General features: G+C 31.4%; 21 protein-coding genes and 1 riboswitch. Of the genes, 17 read left to right on the forward strand and 4 right to left on the reverse strand.

Annotation, left to right across the window (positions count from 1 at the left end):
- Positions 1 to 100: 100 nt before the first annotated feature.
- Positions 101 to 610: a pyridoxamine 5'-phosphate oxidase family protein gene (locus DW911_RS00005; RefSeq protein ID WP_118430776.1), complete on the reverse strand. Its 510-nt coding sequence runs from the start codon at positions 608 to 610 to the stop codon at positions 101 to 103.
- An 11-nt stretch (positions 611 to 621) separates the two neighbouring features.
- The gene (locus tag DW911_RS00010) at positions 622 to 1,515 is read right to left on the reverse strand and encodes a glycyl-radical enzyme activating protein (protein WP_199588989.1); all 894 of its coding nucleotides are present in this window, start codon (positions 1,513 to 1,515) and stop codon (positions 622 to 624) included.
- A 180-nt stretch (positions 1,516 to 1,695) separates the two neighbouring features.
- Between DW911_RS00010 and DW911_RS00015 the strand changes: the two genes are divergently transcribed.
- From DW911_RS00015 to DW911_RS10905, 6 genes are all read left to right on the forward strand, one after another.
- Positions 1,696 to 4,107: a glycyl radical protein gene (locus DW911_RS00015; RefSeq protein ID WP_118430780.1), complete on the forward strand. Its 2,412-nt coding sequence runs from the start codon at positions 1,696 to 1,698 to the stop codon at positions 4,105 to 4,107.
- A 96-nt stretch (positions 4,108 to 4,203) separates the two neighbouring features.
- Positions 4,204 to 4,764 carry a DJ-1 family glyoxalase III gene (locus tag DW911_RS00020; RefSeq protein ID WP_118607323.1) on the forward strand — a complete coding sequence of 187 codons (561 nt, stop codon included), beginning with the start codon at positions 4,204 to 4,206 and terminating at the stop codon, positions 4,762 to 4,764.
- Between the two features lies 1 nt (position 4,765).
- Entirely contained in the window at positions 4,766 to 5,317 is a 552-nt protein-coding gene (locus DW911_RS00025; RefSeq protein WP_118430784.1) for a DJ-1 family glyoxalase III, read from the forward strand.
- A gap of 8 nt (positions 5,318 to 5,325) precedes the next feature.
- A complete protein-coding gene (locus tag DW911_RS00030) occupies positions 5,326 to 6,090 on the forward strand; it encodes a MurR/RpiR family transcriptional regulator (RefSeq protein WP_118607324.1) in 765 nt (254 codons plus the stop codon).
- A gap of 82 nt (positions 6,091 to 6,172) precedes the next feature.
- Positions 6,173 to 7,405 (forward strand): MFS transporter, encoded by a 1,233-nt coding sequence (locus tag DW911_RS00035; RefSeq protein ID WP_158568135.1) that lies wholly within the window; start codon positions 6,173 to 6,175, stop codon positions 7,403 to 7,405.
- Entirely contained in the window at positions 7,392 to 7,565 is a 174-nt protein-coding gene (locus DW911_RS10905; protein WP_158568136.1) for a hypothetical protein, read from the forward strand. The genes DW911_RS00035 and DW911_RS10905 overlap by 14 nt, the downstream gene beginning before the upstream one ends.
- Positions 7,566 to 7,656: 91 nt before the next feature.
- Here the strand turns inward: DW911_RS10905 and DW911_RS00040 are convergent, their stop codons facing one another.
- Positions 7,657 to 7,926: a hypothetical protein gene (locus DW911_RS00040; protein ID WP_118430790.1), complete on the reverse strand. Its 270-nt coding sequence runs from the start codon at positions 7,924 to 7,926 to the stop codon at positions 7,657 to 7,659.
- A 132-nt stretch (positions 7,927 to 8,058) separates the two neighbouring features.
- Between DW911_RS00040 and DW911_RS00045 the strand changes: the two genes are divergently transcribed.
- From DW911_RS00045 to DW911_RS00075, 7 genes are all read left to right on the forward strand, one after another.
- A complete protein-coding gene (locus DW911_RS00045) occupies positions 8,059 to 8,661 on the forward strand; it encodes a TetR/AcrR family transcriptional regulator (protein ID WP_118430792.1) in 603 nt (200 codons plus the stop codon).
- Positions 8,662 to 8,733: 72 nt separating this feature from the next.
- Entirely contained in the window at positions 8,734 to 10,521 is a 1,788-nt protein-coding gene (locus DW911_RS00050) for an ABC transporter ATP-binding protein (protein ID WP_118430794.1), read from the forward strand.
- Positions 10,521 to 12,254, forward strand: coding sequence for an ABC transporter ATP-binding protein (locus DW911_RS00055; protein ID WP_118430796.1), 1,734 nt, complete (start codon positions 10,521 to 10,523; stop codon positions 12,252 to 12,254). The genes DW911_RS00050 and DW911_RS00055 overlap by 1 nt, the downstream gene beginning before the upstream one ends.
- A gap of 263 nt (positions 12,255 to 12,517) precedes the next feature.
- Positions 12,518 to 13,759 carry an ammonium transporter gene (locus DW911_RS00060; protein WP_118430798.1) on the forward strand — a complete coding sequence of 414 codons (1,242 nt, stop codon included), beginning with the start codon at positions 12,518 to 12,520 and terminating at the stop codon, positions 13,757 to 13,759.
- Between the two features lie 12 nt (positions 13,760 to 13,771).
- Positions 13,772 to 14,116 carry a P-II family nitrogen regulator gene (locus tag DW911_RS00065; protein WP_118430800.1) on the forward strand — a complete coding sequence of 115 codons (345 nt, stop codon included), beginning with the start codon at positions 13,772 to 13,774 and terminating at the stop codon, positions 14,114 to 14,116.
- Positions 14,117 to 14,567: 451 nt separating this feature from the next.
- Complete coding sequence (locus DW911_RS00070) at positions 14,568 to 15,260, forward strand: iron-sulfur cluster assembly scaffold protein (protein WP_118430802.1); 693 nt, start codon at positions 14,568 to 14,570, stop codon at positions 15,258 to 15,260.
- Positions 15,261 to 15,277: 17 nt separating this feature from the next.
- Positions 15,278 to 16,276 carry a GGGtGRT protein gene (locus DW911_RS00075; protein ID WP_118607325.1) on the forward strand — a complete coding sequence of 333 codons (999 nt, stop codon included), beginning with the start codon at positions 15,278 to 15,280 and terminating at the stop codon, positions 16,274 to 16,276.
- 108 nt (positions 16,277 to 16,384) lie between these two features.
- Here DW911_RS00075 and DW911_RS00080 read toward each other — a convergent pair whose 3' ends face one another.
- Entirely contained in the window at positions 16,385 to 16,837 is a 453-nt protein-coding gene (locus tag DW911_RS00080; protein ID WP_118430806.1) for a GNAT family N-acetyltransferase, read from the reverse strand.
- 164 nt (positions 16,838 to 17,001) lie between these two features.
- Here DW911_RS00080 and DW911_RS00085 point away from each other — a divergent pair, with 164 nt between their 5' ends.
- From DW911_RS00085 to purC, 4 genes are all read left to right on the forward strand, one after another.
- Entirely contained in the window at positions 17,002 to 17,880 is an 879-nt protein-coding gene (locus DW911_RS00085; RefSeq protein ID WP_118607326.1) for a class I SAM-dependent methyltransferase, read from the forward strand.
- A gap of 66 nt (positions 17,881 to 17,946) precedes the next feature.
- A riboswitch (ZMP/ZTP riboswitch) is annotated at positions 17,947 to 18,025 on the forward strand.
- A 153-nt stretch (positions 18,026 to 18,178) separates the two neighbouring features.
- Complete coding sequence (locus DW911_RS00090; RefSeq protein WP_118607327.1) at positions 18,179 to 19,849, forward strand: formate--tetrahydrofolate ligase; 1,671 nt, start codon at positions 18,179 to 18,181, stop codon at positions 19,847 to 19,849.
- Positions 19,850 to 19,861: 12 nt separating this feature from the next.
- Positions 19,862 to 20,350 carry a 5-(carboxyamino)imidazole ribonucleotide mutase gene (gene purE / locus DW911_RS00095; protein ID WP_118430812.1) on the forward strand — a complete coding sequence of 163 codons (489 nt, stop codon included), beginning with the start codon at positions 19,862 to 19,864 and terminating at the stop codon, positions 20,348 to 20,350.
- Between the two features lie 13 nt (positions 20,351 to 20,363).
- Complete coding sequence (purC, locus tag DW911_RS00100) at positions 20,364 to 21,068, forward strand: phosphoribosylaminoimidazolesuccinocarboxamide synthase (protein ID WP_118430814.1); 705 nt, start codon at positions 20,364 to 20,366, stop codon at positions 21,066 to 21,068.
- The last annotated feature ends 3 nt before the right edge of the window (positions 21,069 to 21,071 follow it).

Consider the following 21,071-nt stretch of genomic DNA (forward strand, 5'->3'; position numbering starts at 1 on the left):
TAAAGTTGTCCCCTAAATAATTTGGCTTTCCCCCTAAATTATTTGGTTACCCAAAGTATAATAAAAATCTATTTTAGGTAAGACTAAAATAGATTTTTTACTATTGATCTAAAGGTGGTAATTTTTTTGCTTTACCAGGATGATAATTATTTCGACGTTTACCAGTCATATCACTTACTGTAAGTTTAAATACGGATGTGGATTTCATCATATTTGTATTAAATTGAAAGTCTTCACTATGATATTGTCTCATTAATATTTTTAGTGCTTCGTATTTTTTATCTGCTTCAATAAATTCAATTGTTCCATGACCAATTACGCTTTCATATCCCATTGTACAGCTCATTCTTTCTTCATACAGAATAAATTGATGATTACAATCCATTTCAAATGTTGCTCGTGGGTCTTGTTTCATTAATTCAATCTTTTTTCCTTCTAATGCTCCATGAAAATAGAGGACAAGTTGATTGTTTTCAATGTTCATACCAAAGTTTAAAGGAATGATGTAGGGTAAATCATCATCTTTTAATGCTAGTCTACAGACATCACATTTTTTTACTATTTCAATTATTTCATTAAAATCTGTTATTTCTCGATCTTTTCTACGCATAATTTCTTCTTCTAAAAGAAACAGTCTATATGAGAATTGATAAAAACTTGCTGGTAATCTTTTAAATCTTCTTTATAGAGTGCTTTTTTATTTTTTAATGTATAAGGACGATGAAGTAAATTATATTTTTTTTCGCCAAATTGATGAAATGGAAGTAATTGTACTTTTTTGATTCCTATATCATTGAATAACTGACAAAATCCTTTAGCATCTTGCAATGTACAATTAAATTCTGGAATAACCGGAATACGAACTAGAATATTCAACCCTTTCTTAGTTGCCCATGTTAAGTTTTCAATAATCATTTCATTATAAACACCGGTTCCTATAAAATGTCTTTTACTATCGTAATGTTTGCAATCAAATAGTAATAAATCAAACATTGGCGCTAATTCTTTAAATAATTTAGGTTCAATGTATCCTGTTGTTTCAATAGCTACATGAAGATGATGCTGTTTTAACTCAGTGACTAATTGCTTTAAAAATGCAGGTTGACTCATACCTTCGCCACCAGAAATTGTGATACCACCTTGTGATTCTTCATAAAAATCATAATCTTGCATACAGGTTTCAACAATTTCCTTAATAGATTTATATTCACCTTCAAATGATAAAGCTTGGAAAGGACAAGCATGGACACATTCAAGACAACCCATACATTTACTATTGTCTATTTCAATCATATCATTTTTTAATGACAGGGCATTGTTTTTACAAGTGTGGATGCATTGGAGACAATGTTGACATTTGATTTGATCATGTAAAATTTGAATTGATGTAAATTGTGATTCAGGATTAGAACACCATTTACACTTTAAAGGACATCCTTTAAAAAAGACAGTGGTTCTGATTCCAGGACCATCATGTAAACTGAATTTTTGAATATTAAATATGATACCTTTCATTATTATTTCTCCTTATTGTCATCTTATCATAGTTATTATTAAATGTAAAATTTTAAATTACGAACGAAAGTTAATCTTATTACAAAAGTAATAAAACAATTGACATTATACTAACTATTCTTATAATAGAAACTGTAAATAAGTAAAAATACTTACGAATGAAATAAAGGAGAATTCAAAATGAAAAATGTTGAACATTTTGGTGATTTAACACCACGTATGAATCATTTTAGAGATGCAGTCTTAGAAAAAAAACCATATATTGACAGTCAAAGAGCAATGCTTGTTACAGAAGCGTACCAAGAAAATCAAAATCAGCCTGCAGTTATGAAAAGGGCTTTAATGTTAAAAAAAATACTTGAAAAAATGAATATTTATATTGAAGAGGATACGCTTATTGTTGGTAATCAAGCATCATCTAATAGAGATGCACCTATTTTTCCTGAGTATACAATGAAATTTGTTTTGGATGAATTAGATACTTTTGAAAAAAGAGATGGCGATGTATTTTATATTACAGAACAAACCAAAAAAGATTTACGTTCAATTGCTCCTTTTTGGGAAAATAATAATTTAAGAGCAAAAGGCGAAGCCTTATTACCAGAATGTGTTCAAGTCTTTATGGAAACTGGCTTTTTTGGGATGGAAGGTAAACTTAATTCTGGAGATGCGCATTTAGCTGTAGATTACGATACTTTATTAAAACAAGGTTTAGTAGGTTATCAAAAAAGAGTTTTAAAATTAAAAGATGAATTAGATTTATGTGTGAGCGAAAATATTGATAAATATGTATTTTATAAAGCAGTATTGATTGTTATTGAAGCTGTTAAAACATTTGCAACACGCTTTAGTCAATTAGCCAAAGAAAAAGCGCAATACGCTAATGAACAAAGAAAAAAAGAATTATTAGAAATAAGTGAAATTTGTTCAAAAGTTCCTTTTGAACCTGCTACTTCATTTAAAGAAGCAATTCAATCAGTATGGTTTATTCAACTTATTTTACAAATCGAATCTAATGGGCATTCTTTATCTTATGGTCGTTTTGATCAATATATGTATCCTTATTTAGAAAAAGACTTACGTCTAAATAAATTGACTGAAGATCAGGCAATCGAATTATTAGATAACTTATGGATTAAAACACTTACAATTAATAAAGTAAGAAGTCAAGCTCATACATTTAGTAGTGCCGGAAGTCCAATGTATCAAAATGTAACAATTGGAGGACAGACACCTGACAAAAAGGATGCTGTTAATAAATTGTCATTTTTAGTATTAAAATCAATAGCTCAAACACGTTTACCACAACCTAATTTAACAGTGCGTTATTATAATGGTTTGAATCCTCAATTTTTTGATGAGTGTATTGAGGTAATGAAATTAGGAACGGGAATGCCAGCGTTTAATAATGATGAAATCATTATCCCTTCTTTTATTGATTTAGGTGTTAAGGAAGAAGATGCTTATAATTATTCAGCTATTGGATGTGTTGAAACTGCTGTTCCTGGTAAATGGGGCTATCGTTGTACGGGAATGTCATATCATAATTTCCCACGTATTTTACTTGCGGTCATGAACGATGGAGTCGATGTGACCTCAGGTAAAAGATTTGTAAAAGGGTCAGGACATTTTAAAGATATGACAAGTTATGAACAATTACAAAAGGCTTGGGATCAAGCTATTCGAGAAATAACAAGGTTATCAGTTATTGTAGAGAATGCAGTTGATTTAGCTTCAGAACGTGATGTACCAGATATTTTGTGTTCAACATTAACTCAAGATTGCATTGGTCGAGGTAAGACAATTAAACAAGGTGGAGCTGTTTATGATTTTATTTCTGGATTACAGATTGGTATTGCTAATATGGCAGATAGTTTAGCTGCAATTAAAAAGCTGGTATTTGAAGAAAAAAGAATCACACCAGCTCAATTATGGAAAGCTATGCAAGATAACTACACAAGTGAAGAAAGCAAACGTATTCAAAATATGCTTATTTATGATGCACCTAAATATGGTAATGATAATGATGAGGTAGATTTATTAGTAGTTGATGCATATAACAGTTACATTGATGAAATGAAAAAATATCCTAATACACGTTATGGTCGTGGACCAATAGGAGGTATCCGTTATGCCGGTACATCAAGTATTTCTGCTAATGTTGGTCAAGGTTATGGAACAATGGCTACCCCTGATGGTAGAAAAGCGAAAACTCCTTTAGCTGAAGGATGTTCTCCAGTACATGCAATGGATAAAAATGGACCGACAGCAGTATTTAAATCTGTGTCAAAACTTCCAACCCATGAAATTACAGGTGGTGTTTTATTGAATCAAAAAGTGACACCACAAATGTTATCAACAGAGGAAAATAAGCAAAAATTAGAGATGGTGATAAAAACATTCTTTAATCGTTTAAAAGGATATCATGTTCAATACAATGTGGTTTCAAAAGAAACCCTCATTGATGCTCAAATTCATCCTGAAAAACACCGTGATTTAATAGTCCGTGTAGCGGGTTATTCAGCATTCTTTAATGTCTTATCAAAAGCAACACAAGATGATATTATTGGTAGAACTGAACAGACTTTATAAGATGATCATTGATCATCTTTTTATTTCTTAATTTTGGAAATCAATAGTTTCTTATAATGAAGAGGGTTATTGTATTTTTGAAAGGGTGGAATGAATATGAAAAAAGTTGCAGTAATTATTGCTCCAGGTTTTGAGGAAGGAGAAGCATTAACGATTGTAGATATTTTACGTAGGGGTCATATCCAATGTGATACCATTGGCTTTGATCAAAATGTTCAAGGTGGACATGAAATTGTCTTACGCTGTGATTCTGTTTTAGACGAATCATTATTAGACTATGACATGGTTGTTTTACCAGGAGGTTATGGTGGTGTCGAAGCAATGAAGGAAAATAAACAGTTTCTTTCTTTACTTCATAGAATGAATAATGATCGTAAATATATTTGTGCTATGTGCGCTGCACCGGCTGCTTTAGAAAAAGCAAATCTTTTAATCAATAAAAAATTTACGGCTTATCAAGGGTATGAAAATAAAATTAAGCAGGGAGTTTTTTTACAAGATAAAGTTGTAATTGATGACAATCTTGTAACAAGTAGAGGACCAGCAACGTGTTATGCCTTTGCTTATAAACTCTTAGATTTACTTGGAGGAGATTCTTTAGCTGTTAAAAAGAGAATGGTTTATTTTAATGCATTTGATGTAAAGGAGGACGAATAAAATGAAACGAGTTGCAGTATTGATGGCAGAAGGTTATGAAGAAGGGGAAACTTTAACAATCGTTGATTTACTTCGTCGAGGAGAAATTGAGTGTCATACGTTTAGCTTTAACAGAGAATATGTAAAAGGAATGCATGGAATGAACGTCAAAGCGGATAAAATATTTGGTGAAGAAATTAAAGAATATGATGTCCTGGTTTTACCTGGAGGAAGACCAGGAGGACAAAATTTAAGAGAAAATCCGGAAGTTATTTCAATGATTCGTTATTTTAATGAACATCATAAATATCTAGGAGCTATGTGTTCAGGAACAATAGCTCTAGAAACAGCAGATGTCATTAATGGGAAAAAGGTAACGGGTTATACAGGATATGAAAATAAACTTTTAAGTGGAAATTTTGTTGATGAGGTAGCTGTCTTTGATCAAAATATCATTACGAGCCAAGGACCAGCCACAGCTTATCCCTTTGCTTTTAAAATCTTAGAAGTTTTAGGAAAAGATGTTACTGAAATGAAAGAAAAATTAATGTATACTTTTGCTAGAGGAAAGTAGATGAGATTATGCTTTATGATAAATTACCTATTGTATTTTTAAGTACTTTAGCTAGCGAAAAGAAAGACTCAACGAATAGTCAAATTGCTTCTTATTTATTAGATCATTTAGAAGAGATTAAAGATATTGGAATTCGGGATATGGCAAAAGAATGTCATGTAGCGATGAGTTCTATTTCAAGATTTTGTAAGGAAATTTGGCTTCATGATTTTAATGAATTAAGAGAATTATTGGTTTCTACAAATATGAATTTCGAACAAAATTCGTTGTCTTCATCTTGTGATGAGAGATTAAAAGCCTATAGTTCAAAAGTCAAAGAAAGTATTGAAATGGTTGAAAATTCTATTGATATAAAACAAATTGGTTTATTATGCAAAGAAATCAAACATTATGAAAAGGTGGCTGCTTTTGGCTTGCTTAAAGCAGGAACAGTGGCCTTTAATTTACAAACAGACTTATTGATGCTGGGAAAACAAATTTATTCAAATATTTCCTATAAACAACAATTGCAATACATTTTATCAGCAACAAAAGACGATTTAATTATTATCTTTTCTTATACAGGATGTTACTTTGATTATCCTGATTTAAGAGCTTTAAAAAATAAACTTAATGCTCCACAAATTTGGTTGATTTCAAGCAAGCAGGAAACATATCCTAAATTTATTGATCATGTAATTACTTTTGATTCTTTACAAGACCAAAATAGTCATCCTTATCAACTTCAATTTATTGCAGGACTTATTGGTCAAGAGTATGCAAGGATAGTCTAAAAGGCTATTCTTTTTTCTTAATTTAAGAAATCAAATGCTTTTAATTAAAGAATGATTTATGTTTTTATCAGGAGGTAAAAATATGGTTAATAAAAGTTATAAACATTGGCTTATTGTTTTATTAATGTGTTGTTTAGCAGCAAGTTCGATAGGTTTATGCACTAATGCAATTGGTGTTTTTTATGTACCTGTTTCAAATAGTTTACATGTATTGAAAGGAACATTTGCTTTGCATGCGACACTTTCTACATTAACAACTGCTTTGACATCTTTAAAAATGTCAAAAATCATAAAAAAATATAATTATAAAAGTGTTTTATTGATAGGTGTATTAATGACAAGTATATCTACGTGGTTGATGTCTTATAGTTCATCTATTTATTTGTTTTATATTTTAGGAATTGTAAGAGGAATAGGAGTAGGAATTTATGGGATGGTGCCTCTTACGATAGTCATTACTAATTGGTTTGATGAAAAACATGGACTAGCAACTAGTCTTGCACTAAGTTTTAGTGGACTTGCAGGAGCTATCTTTTCTCCTTTGTTAAGTTTTTGGATTGATAGTTATGGCTGGCAAACGACCTATCGATTTATGGCAATTATTATTTTTGTTTTGGTTCTTCCTGCTTTAAGTGTCTCTTGGAAAATAATGCCACAAGATGAAGGAATGTTACCTTATGGTTATCAAAAGAAAGAGACAGTCACTGTATCAAAAAATAAAATTAATCTTTTAACTCTTAGTTTTGTATATATGTGTTTATTTACTATTTTACATACATCCATCACAGGTATCTCTCAACATTTATCAGGTATTGCCTTAAGTATTCAACTTTCTACAAACATAGGAGCAACTTTTATGTCACTTACCATGATTGGTAATATTTGTACAAAGTTGTTGATTGGTTTATTAAGTGATTTGTTTACACCGGTTAAGGCTGTAGTCATTATGATTTTAACAAATTGTTTTTCTTTGATTTTATTATTTGTTGGTGTTTTACAACAACAAGTTCTTTTGTTAACTATCGGTTCATTTATTTTTGGCTCTATTTATTCGGTAGGAGCAGTAGGAATACCAATGTTGACACGGTATTTTTTTGGAAGTGAAAACTATGGTCAAACGTATGCTGTAATTGGTTTTTTAACGAATGTAGGGAGTGCAAGTTCTTTAACTTTGATTGGTTATTTATATGATTTTACTAAGAGTTATCAAATTGTCTTTATCATTGCCTTGTTATTTCATCTTATTAATTTAATATTATTATTGGTGATTTGTTCACGCCATAATAACAAAGATGATAGAAATGGAATGTTGTAGGGAATGTGGTATTGATGGAGAGGTTCTTTATTGTTCAACATGTAAACAATTTTGCTTTCCAATGTTTAATAGTACTATTTCCACAATTATCTTTAATCTAACAAAAAGATCAGATTTTAATGTATTAGTTACTGGACATATTACAAATGATGATAAATGACGTTTAGCAATGTTGGGTATCATCCTTTTCAATTATAATTTATCTCTAGTCTTATTTGTTAGAATATGTATACAGGCATAAGCTATAAAGCTTATGCCTTTTTTATTTTTTCTATTTCCTCTTTAATTTTATCAATGCTTTTTTCTAATAAATCATAGTCATCTTCTTTATTTTCAATCTTTTCATTTTGATCTTTAATAAAGGAACAATAGGTGCTGTTTAAAGAAATCATATCTCCTAATGTTGTTAGATAAGCACCTATAACAGCAAGTTGTTCCTCACTAAAACAATCTATTAAAGAACAACTAATAAGAACGAGACTTTGATTTAATAAAAGAGGATGGATGCAAGGTTCATTCATATGATCACCAATGTATTTTATGTATCATATATATGATAGTGATATATATTCATATATTTAAAAAATAAACTTGCTTGACACATTAAATAACAGTGTTATAATAACGCTGTTATTTAATGGTGGAGGTTATAAATGAGACAAGAATCAGCAGGGGTAACTGAAGCCCTTTTAAAAAGTGCAACAAATGAATTTTTAAAAGAAGGTTTCTTAAAAGCAAGTCTTCGTAAGATTTCTGCTGATAGTGGTGTCAGCACGAATTCAATTTATACACGTTTTAAAAATAAAGCGGGTTTATTTGATGCTATTGTGGGTAAGTGTGCTCAAGGATTGATGGATATTTACTTGGATTGTATAAAAAAAGCTTCATTGAGTGATGATTTATCTTTAGCCAATCAAGAAGGAGGACAAGGAACAAATCTAGTTCTGGAATATGTTTATCAACATTTAACAGAGTTTAAATTGATTTTTTGTTGTTCTTCAGGAACAAAGTACGAGCATTTTCTTGATCAATTAGGGGAAATTGAAGAAGCGTATTATCGTGAGTTTGTAAAAAAATACGGAAAAGAAGGGTATCGAGTTGATGATTTTTTTATCCATGTTTTTTGTCGAAGTGGTTGGCAACTCGTGTATGAAGTTGTTGCACATGAACGTACGTATGAAGAAGCGCAATCATTTATGAATAGCACCATTTTATTTAATATTGCTGGCTGGAAAGCTGTTATGGGAATTGATTAAAATATGAGGCAGTGGAAACTGCCTTTAATAAAAGTCAACAGTTAGCGATATCTAACCAAAAGGAGGGTATCTATGAAAGAAAAGAAAAAAAGTACATTATCTAAATTAATGCAATATGCAGGCAATCATAAATACTATGTTTATGCTTCATGTGTTTTAGCAGCGTTAAGTGCTGTTGTTGCATTAATTCCTTTTTATGATATTTGGCGTATTATTAAAGAGGTATTAGAAGTAAGACAAAATTTTAATGAAGCTATCCATATTAAAAGTTATGGCTGGCAAGCTGTTTTCTTTGCTTTACTAGCAATGGTATTTTACATTGCTGCTTTAATGTGTTCGCATAAAGCGGCATTTAGAGTGCAAGCAACAATGAGAACGAAAATGATGGAACATATTATGAAACTTCCACTTGGTTATGTTGAAAGCCAAGGGAGTGGAAAAATAAGAAAAGTTGTTATGGAATCAAGTGCAGCGACCGAAACGTTTTTAGCACATAATGTGCCAGATAAAGTAGTTTCTAAAGCAACACCAATTGGTTTACTTATTATGATGGCTGTTTTCGATTGGCGTTTAGGTTTAATGAGTTTAATTCCTGCAGTTATTGCTTTTGTTTTGATGTTTACAGCAATGATGGGACCTAAAATGGCTCAGGATATGAAACAATATCAAAATGCTTTAGAAGATATGTCAAATGAAGCAGTAGAATATGTAAGAGGAATACCGGTAGTTAAAACATTTGGACAAACTATTTTCTCTTTTAAAAGATTTAAAGAAGCTATTGATGAATATGAAAAATGGACTTTGGATTATACGGAAAGTATGATGAAACCAATGGTTTGTTTTACAACTTTTGCGAATGCAATCTTTGCGGCATTGATTATTGCAGCTTATTTATTTGCAGGAAGTCAAGTTACTGATCAATTTGTTTTAAACTTATTTTTCTATATTTTAATTACAGCTATTCTAACAACAACTTTAATGAAAGTAGCTTATGCAGGTGAATCACAAATGCTTGTTGAAGATGCTTTAAATCGTATGGATTCGATTATGAATGTTCAACCATTACCTGAAAGTCAACAAACACAATTACCAAGTGATGCTTCTATTGATTTAGAAAATATCAGTTTCACTTATCAAGATGCTTCTACTAAAGCAATTGATAATTTAAGCATGCATATTAATGCAGGAGAACATATTGCATTAGTAGGACCAAGTGGTGGTGGTAAAACAACAGTTGCATCGCTTATCTCTCGTTTTTGGGATGTTAATGAAGGAAGTATTAAAATCGGTCATGTTAATATTAAAGATATTGAACAAATTGAATTAATGAATCAAGTATCTTATGTTTTTCAAGACAGTCATTTACTTAAAATGAGTATTTTAGAAAATATCCGTATGTCTAGACCGAACGCATCAGATGAAGAGGTTATACAAGCTTTAAAAAATGCACAGTGCCAAGATATTATTGATAAATTCCCTGATGGAGTTAATACTATTATTGGCTCAAAAGGAGTTTATGTTTCGGGTGGAGAAAGTCAAAGATTATCTATTGCTAGAGCCTTTTTAAAGAATGCACAAATTCTTATTTTAGATGAAGCAACAGCTTTCGCAGATCCTGATAATGAAGTTCTTGTACAAAAAGCTTTTGAAAAACTTTCAAAAAATAAAACTGTCATTATGATTGCTCATCGTTTATCAACAGTAAGAGATGCTGATTGTATTTATGTATTAGAAAACGGTCGTATCGTTGAAAGTGGTAAACATGAAGACTTGTTAGAAGCAAAGGGTGTTTATGAACATATGTGGAGTCAATACAATCAGTCAGTTAAATGGAAAGTACAAAAGGGGGAAGAAGAATAATGATAGAAAGATTAAAACATAAATATGCTTTATCTAATCAAGGGGCAAAAGATATGGTAAGAGCATTTGTAGCAGTCACACTTTCTAATCTTGTTTTAATGTTTCCGGTAGGATTACTTTATTTGCTAGCATCTTATTTGTTAGATCAACGATTACCTAAGGGAAAATTGATGTTTTTTATGATTGCGATTGTGACAATTTTAATTTGTATTGCGCTCACAACAATCTTTCAATATCGTTCTACTTTTTTATCAACATATGTTGAAAGTGGTGTTAGACGAAGAACTTTAGCTGAAAAACTGAGAAAATTACCTTTGTCTTATTTTGGTAAAAAAGATTTAGCAGACCTTACAAATACAATTATGTCCGACTGTGCTCTTTTAGAAACAGCAAGTTCACACTGGATTCCTGAATTAATTGGAGCTATGATTTCAACGACAATTATTGTTGTCAGTTTATTCTTTTTTGATTTTAGAATGGCGCTGGCGGCTATTTGGGTTATGCCAATTGCTTTTGCAATTGTTCTTTATTCAAGAAAAGCATTACGTCATACTTATGAAAAAACAAATCAATATCGTATTGATTGTTTAGACGGTATTCAAGAAGGCTTAGAAACATTGAGAGATTTAAGATCAAATAATATGTGTGATACTTATATGGGATCTCTTAATAAAAAAATTAAAGCAGTTGAAAACCATGCTATCTTTGCTGAATTTACAAATGCAGCATTTGTATGCAGTGCACAAATGATTTTAAAACTTGGTATGGGTACAGTAGCAGTAGTAGGAAGTTACTTACTTGTAAAAGGAGAAATAAGCGTTCTTACATTCTTTATGTTTTTATTTGTTGTGACACGTATGTATGAACCTTTACAAATTTCTTTACAAAACTTATCAGCGATGATTAGTTTAGATACAAACTGTAAACGTATGGATGAAATTTTATCTCATGATGAACAAACGAGTGTCGATACGCTTACAAATGAAGGCTATGATATTGTTTTTGATCATGTGGCTTTCTCTTATAATCAAAAAGAAAAAGTATTATTGGATGTTTCATTTACTGCTAAACAAGGTGAAGTGACAGCTTTAATTGGTCCAAGTGGTGGCGGTAAAACAACAATTTCTCGACTTGCTGCTCGTTTTTATGATATCGATAGTGGAAAAATCACAGTGGGTGGCATGGATATTTCTAAGATTGATCCTGAAAAATTATTAGAACTTTATTCAATTGTTTTCCAAGATGTAACATTATTTAATAATACAGTAATGGAAAATATTCGTATTGGTAAAAAGGATGCCACTGATGAAGAAGTTATTGCTGCAGCAAAATTAGCACACTGTGATGAATTTGTTGAAAAAATGCCTGATCAATGGAATACAATGATTGGTGAAAATGGTTCGGAATTATCAGGAGGACAAAGACAAAGAATTTCTATTGCTAGAGCATTTCTTAAAGATGCACCAATTATTTTAATGGATGAAGCAACTGCTTCTTTGGATGTTGATAATGAATCTATGATTCAAGAAGCTATTTCTAAATTGATTAAAAATAAGACAGTTATCATTATTGCTCATAGAATGAGAACAGTAGATGGCGTTGATAAAATTGTTGTTTTAAAGGATGGTGTTGTATCTGAACAAGGTAAACCACAAAAACTTAAACAACAAAATGGAATTTATAAACATATGGTAGATATGCAAATGTTATCAAGTCAATGGAAATATGAGTAGATCCTATATAAATAATGATTTTAAAGCACAAATTCAATTTTGTGCTTTTTTTGTACAATCATGAGGTTTACCTCTTATTACTACGTTGAAGCACCTATTCATGGTGCTCCAGAAGTAATTAAATTTTTAAAGGAAGACACAAAAGACACATTTAATTTGAATAAACTGTAAAAATATTTAATTATAATAATAAAATACTTGCATGATAATAAAATATAAACTACAATAAATGCACATTCATGTAAAAGAAGGGGGGAAATAACATGATTGATACGGGTGATACAGGATTTATGATAATCTGTGCTGCCTTGGTGTTACTGATGACGCCAGGTTTAGCTTTTTTCTATGGCGGTATGGTTCGTAGAAAAAACGTTGTTAATACGATGATGACATCAATTTTTATTATTGGTATTGCAACGGTGATGTGGGTATTGTTTGGTTACTCACTAGCTTTTGGTAAAGATCATTTTGGAATTATCGGGGATTTAAGTCATCTTGGTCTTGCTGGAGTAACAGGAGCAGTAGGTGAGTATGCCGATTCTATTCCAGGACTAGGATTTGCTATGTTTCAAATGATGTTTGCGATTATTACTCCGGCATTAATAACTGGAGCAGTAGCGGGTAGAATGAAATTTAAAGCTTTATTTTTATTTATTATTTTATGGTCGACAATTGTTTATTATCCAATGGCACACATGGTATGGGGACTTGGAGGTTTTCTAGCAAAGATTGGTTCTGTTGATTTTGCAGGAGGAAATGTTGTTCATATAAGTTCTGGAATCAGTGCTTTGGTTTTATGTATTGTTTTAGGAAAAAGAAATGGGTATGGTAAAGCAAACTATCGTATTCATAATATTCCATTTGTTGTTTTAGGGGCAAGTCTTTTATTATTTGGTTGGTTTGGATTTAATGCTGGTAGTGCTTTAAAAGCAAATGATCTTGCCGTTCATGCCTTTGTAACAACAGCGGTTTCTGCGGCTGCCGGGATGTTATCTTGGATGTTAATGGATGTTGTGATGGCAGAAAAGCCAACTTTAGTAGGCTGTGTTACAGGTCTTGTTGTAGGTTTGGTGGCTATTACGCCAGGCGCAGGTTTTGTTCCAATTTGGGCTTCATTAATTATAGGTTTTGTAGGGAGTCCAATTTGTTATTTCATGATTTCAAAAGTCAAACAAAAATTTGGTTATGATGATGCTTTAGATGCATTTGGATGTCATGGTGTCGGTGGTATCTGGGGTGGCATTGCTACTGGATTATTTGGGCAAACTTCTATTAATAGTGTAGCAAAATGGAACGGATTGTTTTTTGGTGATACGAGATTATTTATTGCACAAGTGATAAGTATTATTGTTACAATTGTTATTGCAATCGTTGGAACATTGATTTGCTTAAGTATTATTCGTTTGTTTACACCATTACGAGTGGAAAAACGTGAAGAACAAATTGGATTAGATTTAGCAGAACATAATGAAACAGCTTATCCATCATTTAATGGTTTAGATTAAGGAGGATGACAAATGATTAAAATAGAAGCAATTGTTCGTGAAGAAAAATTAGAGGACGTTAAAGCTGCGCTTTCAGCTATTGAAGTTCATGGTATCACTGTTTATCAAGTGATGGGATGTGGAATCCAAAAAGGGTATCTTGAAATCGTTCGTGGACAAGAAGTAGAAATAAATATGTTGCCTAAAATTAAATTTGAAATTATTGTCAGTGACGAAAAGTGGGAACAAAAAACAATTGAAGCCATTCGCAAGGCTGCTTATACGGGGCATCCTGGTGATGGGAAAATTATTAGTTATGATTTAAAAAGCGCACTTCGCATTAGAACTGGTGAAACAGGAAAAGAAGCCATTAACTAAAATGGCTTCTTTTTTTATAAAGAAAAAAAGGCAATATTAATTGCCATATAACCAAAAGTAAAAATGTCATTAAAATTAGGGAATGTGTACATTAAATATAAGGAAAGTTATTCGATTTTTACTTTCATGTTAATTTTTTCCTTCACCTACGATTTTTGTTGTGTGTGTTAGTGTGATTGATAAAAATCGAGGTTTGTTTTCGTTAGCCTTAACTAACTATCTATATGTTAGCATATGCTAACTGATGTGTCAACTATCTTGAATAAAAAAATGTAAAAATGAGACGAAATTTCATATTTTGACGGTGATGTTTCATTGACTTTTAAAAACATTTATTCTATACTTGCCATAGGTGATTTCCTTCACCTAGAAGGAAGAAATCTTGTAGTAATACGATATTTCTTTTTTTCAGTGTTAGTGATCATTAATTGATGAAAGGAGAAAATAAAAAATGATTTATTCACAAGAAGTTGAAGAAATGTGCACTGTAAATCGTGGTGCATCACATGGATGTGCTCCAATTCCAGAAGAAGGAAAATGGGTATATTCAAGAGAAATCAAAGATATTTCTGGATTAACACATGGTATTGGTTGGTGTGCTCCTCAACAAGGTGCTTGTAAACTAACTTTAAATGTTAAAGAAGGTATTATTGAAGAAGCATTAATTGAAACTGTTGGATGTTCAGGTATGACTCACTCTGCTGCAATGGCTAGTGAAGCATTAGTTGGTAAAACTTTATTAGAAGGTTTAAATACTGACTTAGTTTGTGACGCTATCAACACAGCTATGAGAGAATTATTCTTACAAATCGTTTATGGACGTACTCAATCAGCATTCTCTGAAGGAGGATTAGTTGTTGGAGCTGGTCTTGAAGATTTAGGTAAAGGTTTAAGATCAATGGTAGGTACATCTTACTCTACTAAATTAAAAGGACCTCGTTACTTAGAATTAACTGAAGGTTATATTACTCGTATTGCTTTAGATGATAACAACGAAATCATCGGTTACGAATTCGTTAACTTAGGTAGAATGATGGAAATGATTAAAGATGGAAAAGATGCTAATGAAGCTTTAGAAGCTGCTAAAGGAAACTATGGTAGATTCGATGATGCTGCTAAATACATCGATCCAAGAAAAGAATAATAGGAGGATACGAAAAAATGGCATTATTTGAAGGTTATGAAAGAAGAATTGATCAAATTAACGCTGCATTAGCTAAGTATGATATCAAATCAATCGAAGAAGCAAAAGCTATTTGTGATGAAAAAGGTATCAACGTTTATGATATCGTAAAATCTACACAACCAATTTGTTTCGAAAACGCTTGTTGGGCATATACAGTTGGTGCTGCTATGGCAATTAAAAATGGTGATAAAAAAGCAGAAGATGCTGCTAAAACAATCGGTGTTGGTTTACAATCATTCTGTATTCCAGGATCAGTTGCTGATGATCGTAAAGTAGGTTTAGGTCATGGTAACTTAGGAGCTATGTTATTAAATGAAAATACTCAATGTTTCGCATTCTTAGCTGGACATGAATCTTTCGCTGCTGCTGAAGGAGCTATTAAAATTGCTGAAAAAGCTAACAAAGTTAGAAAAAATCCATTAAGAGTTATCTTAAATGGTTTAGGAAAAGATGCTGCTAAAATCATCTCAAGAATTAATGGTTTCACTTATGTAGAAACTCAATTTGATTATTTCACTGGAGAAGTTAAAGAAGTATCAAGAACTGCTTATAGTAATGGTCCACGTGCTAAAGTTAACTGCTATGGTGCAGATGACGTACGTGAAGGTGTTGCTATCATGCATAAAGAAGGTGTAGATGTATCAATCACTGGTAACTCTACTAACCCAACTCGTTTCCAACATCCAGTTGCTGGAACATATAAAAAAGAATGTATCGAACAAGGTAAAAAATATTTCTCAGTTGCTTCAGGTGGTGGAACTGGACGTACATTACATCCTGATAATATGGCTGCTGGTCCTGCTTCATATGGTATGACTGATACTATGGGACGTATGCACAGTGATGCACAATTCGCTGGATCTTCATCAGTTCCTGCTCACGTAGAAATGATGGGATTAATCGGTATGGGTAATAACCCAATGGTTGGTGCTACTGTTGCTGTTGCTGTTGCAATTGAAGAAGCTTGTAAATAATTAAAAGCTGGTTTAGACTAGTTAAAATTATATTAAAAAAGTCTTGATATAAATCAAGGCTTTTTTTGTTTATAAAAAAATGAGCTTTACAAAAAGCTCATTTTATCTTTAGTTTAAGCCTACTAATGATTTTTTAAAATAAAGTAAATCAACGGCTTGTAAACCATTTTCATAAATTTCTTGAGGATAGTATTTAATAAAAAACTCTTCGATACGATGACTATAATGGTAACCCAATTTAGTATAAAAGGCAATATTAATCATACTTGAATTTGCTGTCGATACATAAATTGTAGGAATATTTTGATACATTTTTTCAATATATTGAATTAAACTTTTTGCATATCCGTGTCCACGATGTTCTTGTAAGGTAAGAATATTTTTAATTTCTACTTCACTATCTGATTTTTTTATAACCGCAATAAAAGAGACAGGTTCTTCATTTATGAAGTATCCATATAATTGACCTTTTTCTAAATAATCTTCAACTAAATTAATGTTAGGATCGCTTTCTGTTAATAACAGAGCATAATCCATTTTGCTTGATATTTCTTGAATCATGATTGACCACCTTTATTTTTACAATGTAATAAATATGAAAAAAGAAATAGTTTTTTTACTATTTCTTTTGTTATTTTCAACATTATAATACCACAAATTAGGTGATTTTTCAAGACTGGTCATTTTTATGGAATAGGTGTATTAAGAATAACAGGAGGTCAAATATGGGAAAAAATTTAACGTCATTAGTTAGTTGTTTTGCTAGAGGATATCATTATTTAAATAATGATAGTTGGGTGTTTGAGGATGCTTTAGCTCATTGTTTACTAACAAAACAAGAATATCAAGAAATAAGTCAATCAATGATAGAAGGGATTCATTTTTTTAATCCGCAATTTGAAGGAACAAAAGAAGAAGCGTTGAAATGGATTGTCAATCATCAACTTGCTCCAACTGTTCTTGCTAGAAGTGCTTTTTATCAAGATTGTCTAAAACAAAAAATGGAAAGGGAAAGACAATATCTTATTTTTGGTTCTGGTTTAGATAGTTTTGCCTATTCTTTATTAAAAGGATTGAATGTCTTTGAAATTGATCGACCAGATGTTATCAAAGACAAATTACAAAGATTAAAAAATGCACATATTGATTATGATCATGTTCATTTTATTGGGTGCCAGCTAGAAGATGATGATTGGATCAGTCAATTATATAAAAATCATTATTGTCAGGACGTTATTTCGTTTAGTAGTTTATTGGGGCTTTGCTATTATTTAAGCAAAGATGATTTTTCTAAACTATTATGTATTTTAAATAAAAACGTGAAGGAAGGAAGTTATTTGGTATTTGATTATCCTTGTGATCATCAAAGCAGAGAAAGTTTAAAAAATAAGCAGCTTGCTAGTGGAGCAGGTGATTCAATGAAAGCAAAATATCAACATGATGAAATAGAAAAATTATTATTATCTCATGGCTTTGAGATTGAAAAACATCTAGACTATGATGTAATAACGCATTTGTATTTTGATGAATACAATCAATGTCATTATGATAGTCCAATTATTCCGTTTCAGGATATCAGTTATGTTTTTGCTAGAAAAAGATAAATCAAAAATCATTTACAATTATTCGTCGTTTGGTGTTGATTTAGTATGAGATTTTTGGTATTATGCAATTAGTTATACGACTGACGGAAGTGGAATTAACCACATGGAGTATAATCATAGAGAGCCGACCGTCTGGGCAAAGAGTCCGGACGACTAGGCTCTTTTTTAGTTTTATAGATTTGTTTATGTAATTATACGTAATTTCAAACAGTCATTGATTGTTTGCCTTAACTAATTGCGATATAATATAGTCGGATTTTTAAAAGCAAATCTATTATAAAAGAAAGGATAAATTGATATGTTAACAGATGTAGAAATTGCACAAAATGCAACGATGGAACCGATTAGTCAAGTTGCAAAAAAAGTAGGTCTTAATGAAGATGATTTAGAATTATATGGTAAATATAAAGCTAAGATTTCATTAGATGCGATTAAAAAATTAGAAAATAACAAAGATGGGAAGTTAGTCTTGGTTACAGCAATCAATCCTACACCAGCCGGTGAAGGAAAGACAACGACAATGATTGGTTTATCTCAAGCTTTAAATAAGTTAGGAAAGAAATCAGTTGTAGCGATGCGTGAACCATCTCTTGGACCATGTTTTGGTATTAAAGGTGGTGCTGCTGGTGGAGGATATGCTCAAGTTGTTCCAATGGAAGACATTAACCTTCATTTTACAGGTGATATTCATGCAATTACTGCAGCTAATAACCTTATTGCTGCTATGCTTGATAATTCTATTCACCAAGGTAATCCTTTAAATATTGATACCCGTCAAATCGTATGGAAAAGAGTTGTTGATTTAAATGATCGTGCTTTACGTCATACTGTTTGTGGTCTTGGAGGAAAAGTTAATGGGGTTCCTCGTGAAGATGGCTTTGATATTACAGTAGCAAGTGAAGTAATGGCTATTTTATGTTTAGCTACTTCATTAACAGATTTAAAACAAAGAGCTGCAAAAATGATTGTTGCTTATACATATGATGGAAAACCAGTAACAGTTGATGATATTCAAGCAACAGGAGCAGTTACATTATTATTAAAAGATGCAATTAAACCAAACTTGGTACAAACTTTAGATCATAATCCAGTATTTGTTCATGGTGGTCCATTTGCTAATATTGCTCATGGTTGTAATTCGGTTATGGCAACTAAACTTGCTATTAAATTAGGTGATTATGCCATTACTGAAGCTGGATTTGGAGCTGATCTAGGTGCTGAAAAATTCTTGGATATTAAATGTCGTCAAGCTGGATTAAATCCTGAAGCTGTTGTGATTGTAGCAACGGTAAGAGCTTTAAAAATGCATGGCGGTGTTGCTAAAAAAGATTTAGCAATTGAAAACTTAGAAGCCTTAAAAGCAGGATTAGGTAATTTAGAAAAACACATTGAAAATATTGCTAAATTTGATATTCCTAGTGTTGTTGCTATTAATGCTTTCCCAACAGATACTGAAGCTGAATTACAATTATTAAATGAATGTTGTCAAAAATTAGGTGTTGAAGTTGCAATTAGTAAAGTATGGGAAAAAGGTGCAGATGGTGGTATTGAACTTGCTGAAAAATTATTAGATATTTTAGAAAATGAAGAAGCTCATTATCATCCTTTATATAATTTAGACATGTCAATTGAAGATAAAATCGAAACAATCGTTAAAGAAATTTACGGTGGAGACGGTGTTGAATTTACAAAGAAAGCAAAAAATAAGATTAAAAAATATAATGAACAAGGGTTAGCTGATTTACCTATCTGTGTTGCTAAAACACAATATTCATTATCAGATCAAGCATCTTTACTTGGAAGACCAACAGGATTTACAGTAAAGATTAATGATATTATTCCTTCTGCTGGAGCAGGATTTTTAGTTGCTATTTCTGGTGATATTATGCGTATGCCAGGTTTACCTAAAAAGCCAGCAGCAGTCAATATGGATATTGATGAAGATGGAAAAATTATTGGTTTATTCTAAAAGGAGAGAAAAATGAAAGTTGCAATTATCATGGGGTCAACAAGTGATTTACCTAAAATGGAAGCATGCGTTGACATTTTGAAAAATTATGGTGTTGAAGTAAATGTTCGTTGTTTATCGGCACATCGTGCTCATGCAGGATTAAGTGCTTTTATTGAGGAAACTGCTCATGATGGTACTGAAGTTATTATTACAGCTGCGGGAATGGCTGCTGCGCTTCCTGGAGTTGTGGCGAGTCAAACAGTTTTACCAGTTATTGGAGTTCCTTTAAGTGGGGCAACACTTGATGGTATGGATGCCTTATTATCTATCGTACAGATGCCTTCTGGTATCCCAGTTGCTACGGTAGCAATCAATGGCGGTAAAAATGCTGCTTATCTTGCTATGCAAATTATGGCAATTAAACACGATGAATTAAAAGATAAACTTTTAGCTTATCGACAAGATATGGAAAAACAAGCAATGAAAGCCAATGAAGAAGTTATTGAAAAATTTAAATAGGGGGTAATGAAAAATGGCTGAATTATTATATGAAGGAAAAGCAAAACAAGTTTATAAAACAGAAAAGGAAGATGAATATTTAATTCATTATAAAGATGATGCAACTGCAGGAAACGGAGCAAAACATGATCAATTTGAAGGGAAAGGTGTTTTAAATAACACAATTTCTTGTATTATTTTTGATATGTTGGAAGAAGCAGGAATTAAAACACACATGATTAAAAAATTAAATGATCGTGATATTTTAGTTAAAAAAGTAGATATCTTTCCATTAGAAGTTATTGTTAGAAATATTACAACTGGTTCATTCTGCAAAAGATTAGGTGCACCAGAAGGTGTTGTATTAGATGAACCAATCTTTGAAATGTCTTACAAAAATGATGAATATGGGGATCCATTAATTAATGATGATCATGCAGTTGCTTTAAAATTAGCGACTCGTGAAGAATTAGCTTATATTAAAAAAACAACTTTAAAAATTAATGAATTATTGAAAGAATTCTTCTTATCAATGAATTTAAAATTAGTAGATTTTAAAATTGAATTCGGTAAAACTGCAGATGGTGAAATTTTATTAGCTGATGAAATCTCTCCAGATTCATGCCGTTTATGGGATGTTGATACAAATCAAAAATATGATAAAGATGTATTTAGACAAGATATCGGAGATTTAATTGAAACTTATAAAGCAGTACTTGCTAGAATGGAAAATAAATAGACT

It is taken from the genome of Erysipelatoclostridium sp. AM42-17 (genome assembly GCF_003480255.1).
Lineage (GTDB): Bacteria > Bacillota_I > Bacilli_A > Erysipelotrichales > Coprobacillaceae > Faecalibacillus.

Coding starts and splice junctions, on each gene's coding strand:
- DW911_RS00005 (WP_118430776.1), bottom strand. CDS start 610: ATGCGTAGAAAAGATCGAGAAATAACAGATTTTAATGAAATAATTGAA.
- DW911_RS00010 (WP_199588989.1), bottom strand. CDS start 1,515: ATGAAAGGTATCATATTTAATATTCAAAAATTCAGTTTACATGATGGT.
- DW911_RS00015 (WP_118430780.1), top strand. CDS start 1,696: ATGAAAAATGTTGAACATTTTGGTGATTTAACACCACGTATGAATCAT.
- DW911_RS00020 (WP_118607323.1), top strand. CDS start 4,204: ATGAAAAAAGTTGCAGTAATTATTGCTCCAGGTTTTGAGGAAGGAGAA.
- DW911_RS00025 (WP_118430784.1), top strand. CDS start 4,766: ATGAAACGAGTTGCAGTATTGATGGCAGAAGGTTATGAAGAAGGGGAA.
- DW911_RS00030 (WP_118607324.1), top strand. CDS start 5,326: ATGCTTTATGATAAATTACCTATTGTATTTTTAAGTACTTTAGCTAGC.
- DW911_RS00035 (WP_158568135.1), top strand. CDS start 6,173: ATGGTTAATAAAAGTTATAAACATTGGCTTATTGTTTTATTAATGTGT.
- DW911_RS10905 (WP_158568136.1), top strand. CDS start 7,392: ATGGAATGTTGTAGGGAATGTGGTATTGATGGAGAGGTTCTTTATTGT.
- DW911_RS00040 (WP_118430790.1), bottom strand. CDS start 7,926: ATGAATGAACCTTGCATCCATCCTCTTTTATTAAATCAAAGTCTCGTT.
- DW911_RS00045 (WP_118430792.1), top strand. CDS start 8,059: ATGAGACAAGAATCAGCAGGGGTAACTGAAGCCCTTTTAAAAAGTGCA.
- DW911_RS00050 (WP_118430794.1), top strand. CDS start 8,734: ATGAAAGAAAAGAAAAAAAGTACATTATCTAAATTAATGCAATATGCA.
- DW911_RS00055 (WP_118430796.1), top strand. CDS start 10,521: ATGATAGAAAGATTAAAACATAAATATGCTTTATCTAATCAAGGGGCA.
- DW911_RS00060 (WP_118430798.1), top strand. CDS start 12,518: ATGATTGATACGGGTGATACAGGATTTATGATAATCTGTGCTGCCTTG.
- DW911_RS00065 (WP_118430800.1), top strand. CDS start 13,772: ATGATTAAAATAGAAGCAATTGTTCGTGAAGAAAAATTAGAGGACGTT.
- DW911_RS00070 (WP_118430802.1), top strand. CDS start 14,568: ATGATTTATTCACAAGAAGTTGAAGAAATGTGCACTGTAAATCGTGGT.
- DW911_RS00075 (WP_118607325.1), top strand. CDS start 15,278: ATGGCATTATTTGAAGGTTATGAAAGAAGAATTGATCAAATTAACGCT.
- DW911_RS00080 (WP_118430806.1), bottom strand. CDS start 16,837: ATGATTCAAGAAATATCAAGCAAAATGGATTATGCTCTGTTATTAACA.
- DW911_RS00085 (WP_118607326.1), top strand. CDS start 17,002: ATGGGAAAAAATTTAACGTCATTAGTTAGTTGTTTTGCTAGAGGATAT.
- DW911_RS00090 (WP_118607327.1), top strand. CDS start 18,179: ATGTTAACAGATGTAGAAATTGCACAAAATGCAACGATGGAACCGATT.
- purE (WP_118430812.1), top strand. CDS start 19,862: ATGAAAGTTGCAATTATCATGGGGTCAACAAGTGATTTACCTAAAATG.
- purC (WP_118430814.1), top strand. CDS start 20,364: ATGGCTGAATTATTATATGAAGGAAAAGCAAAACAAGTTTATAAAACA.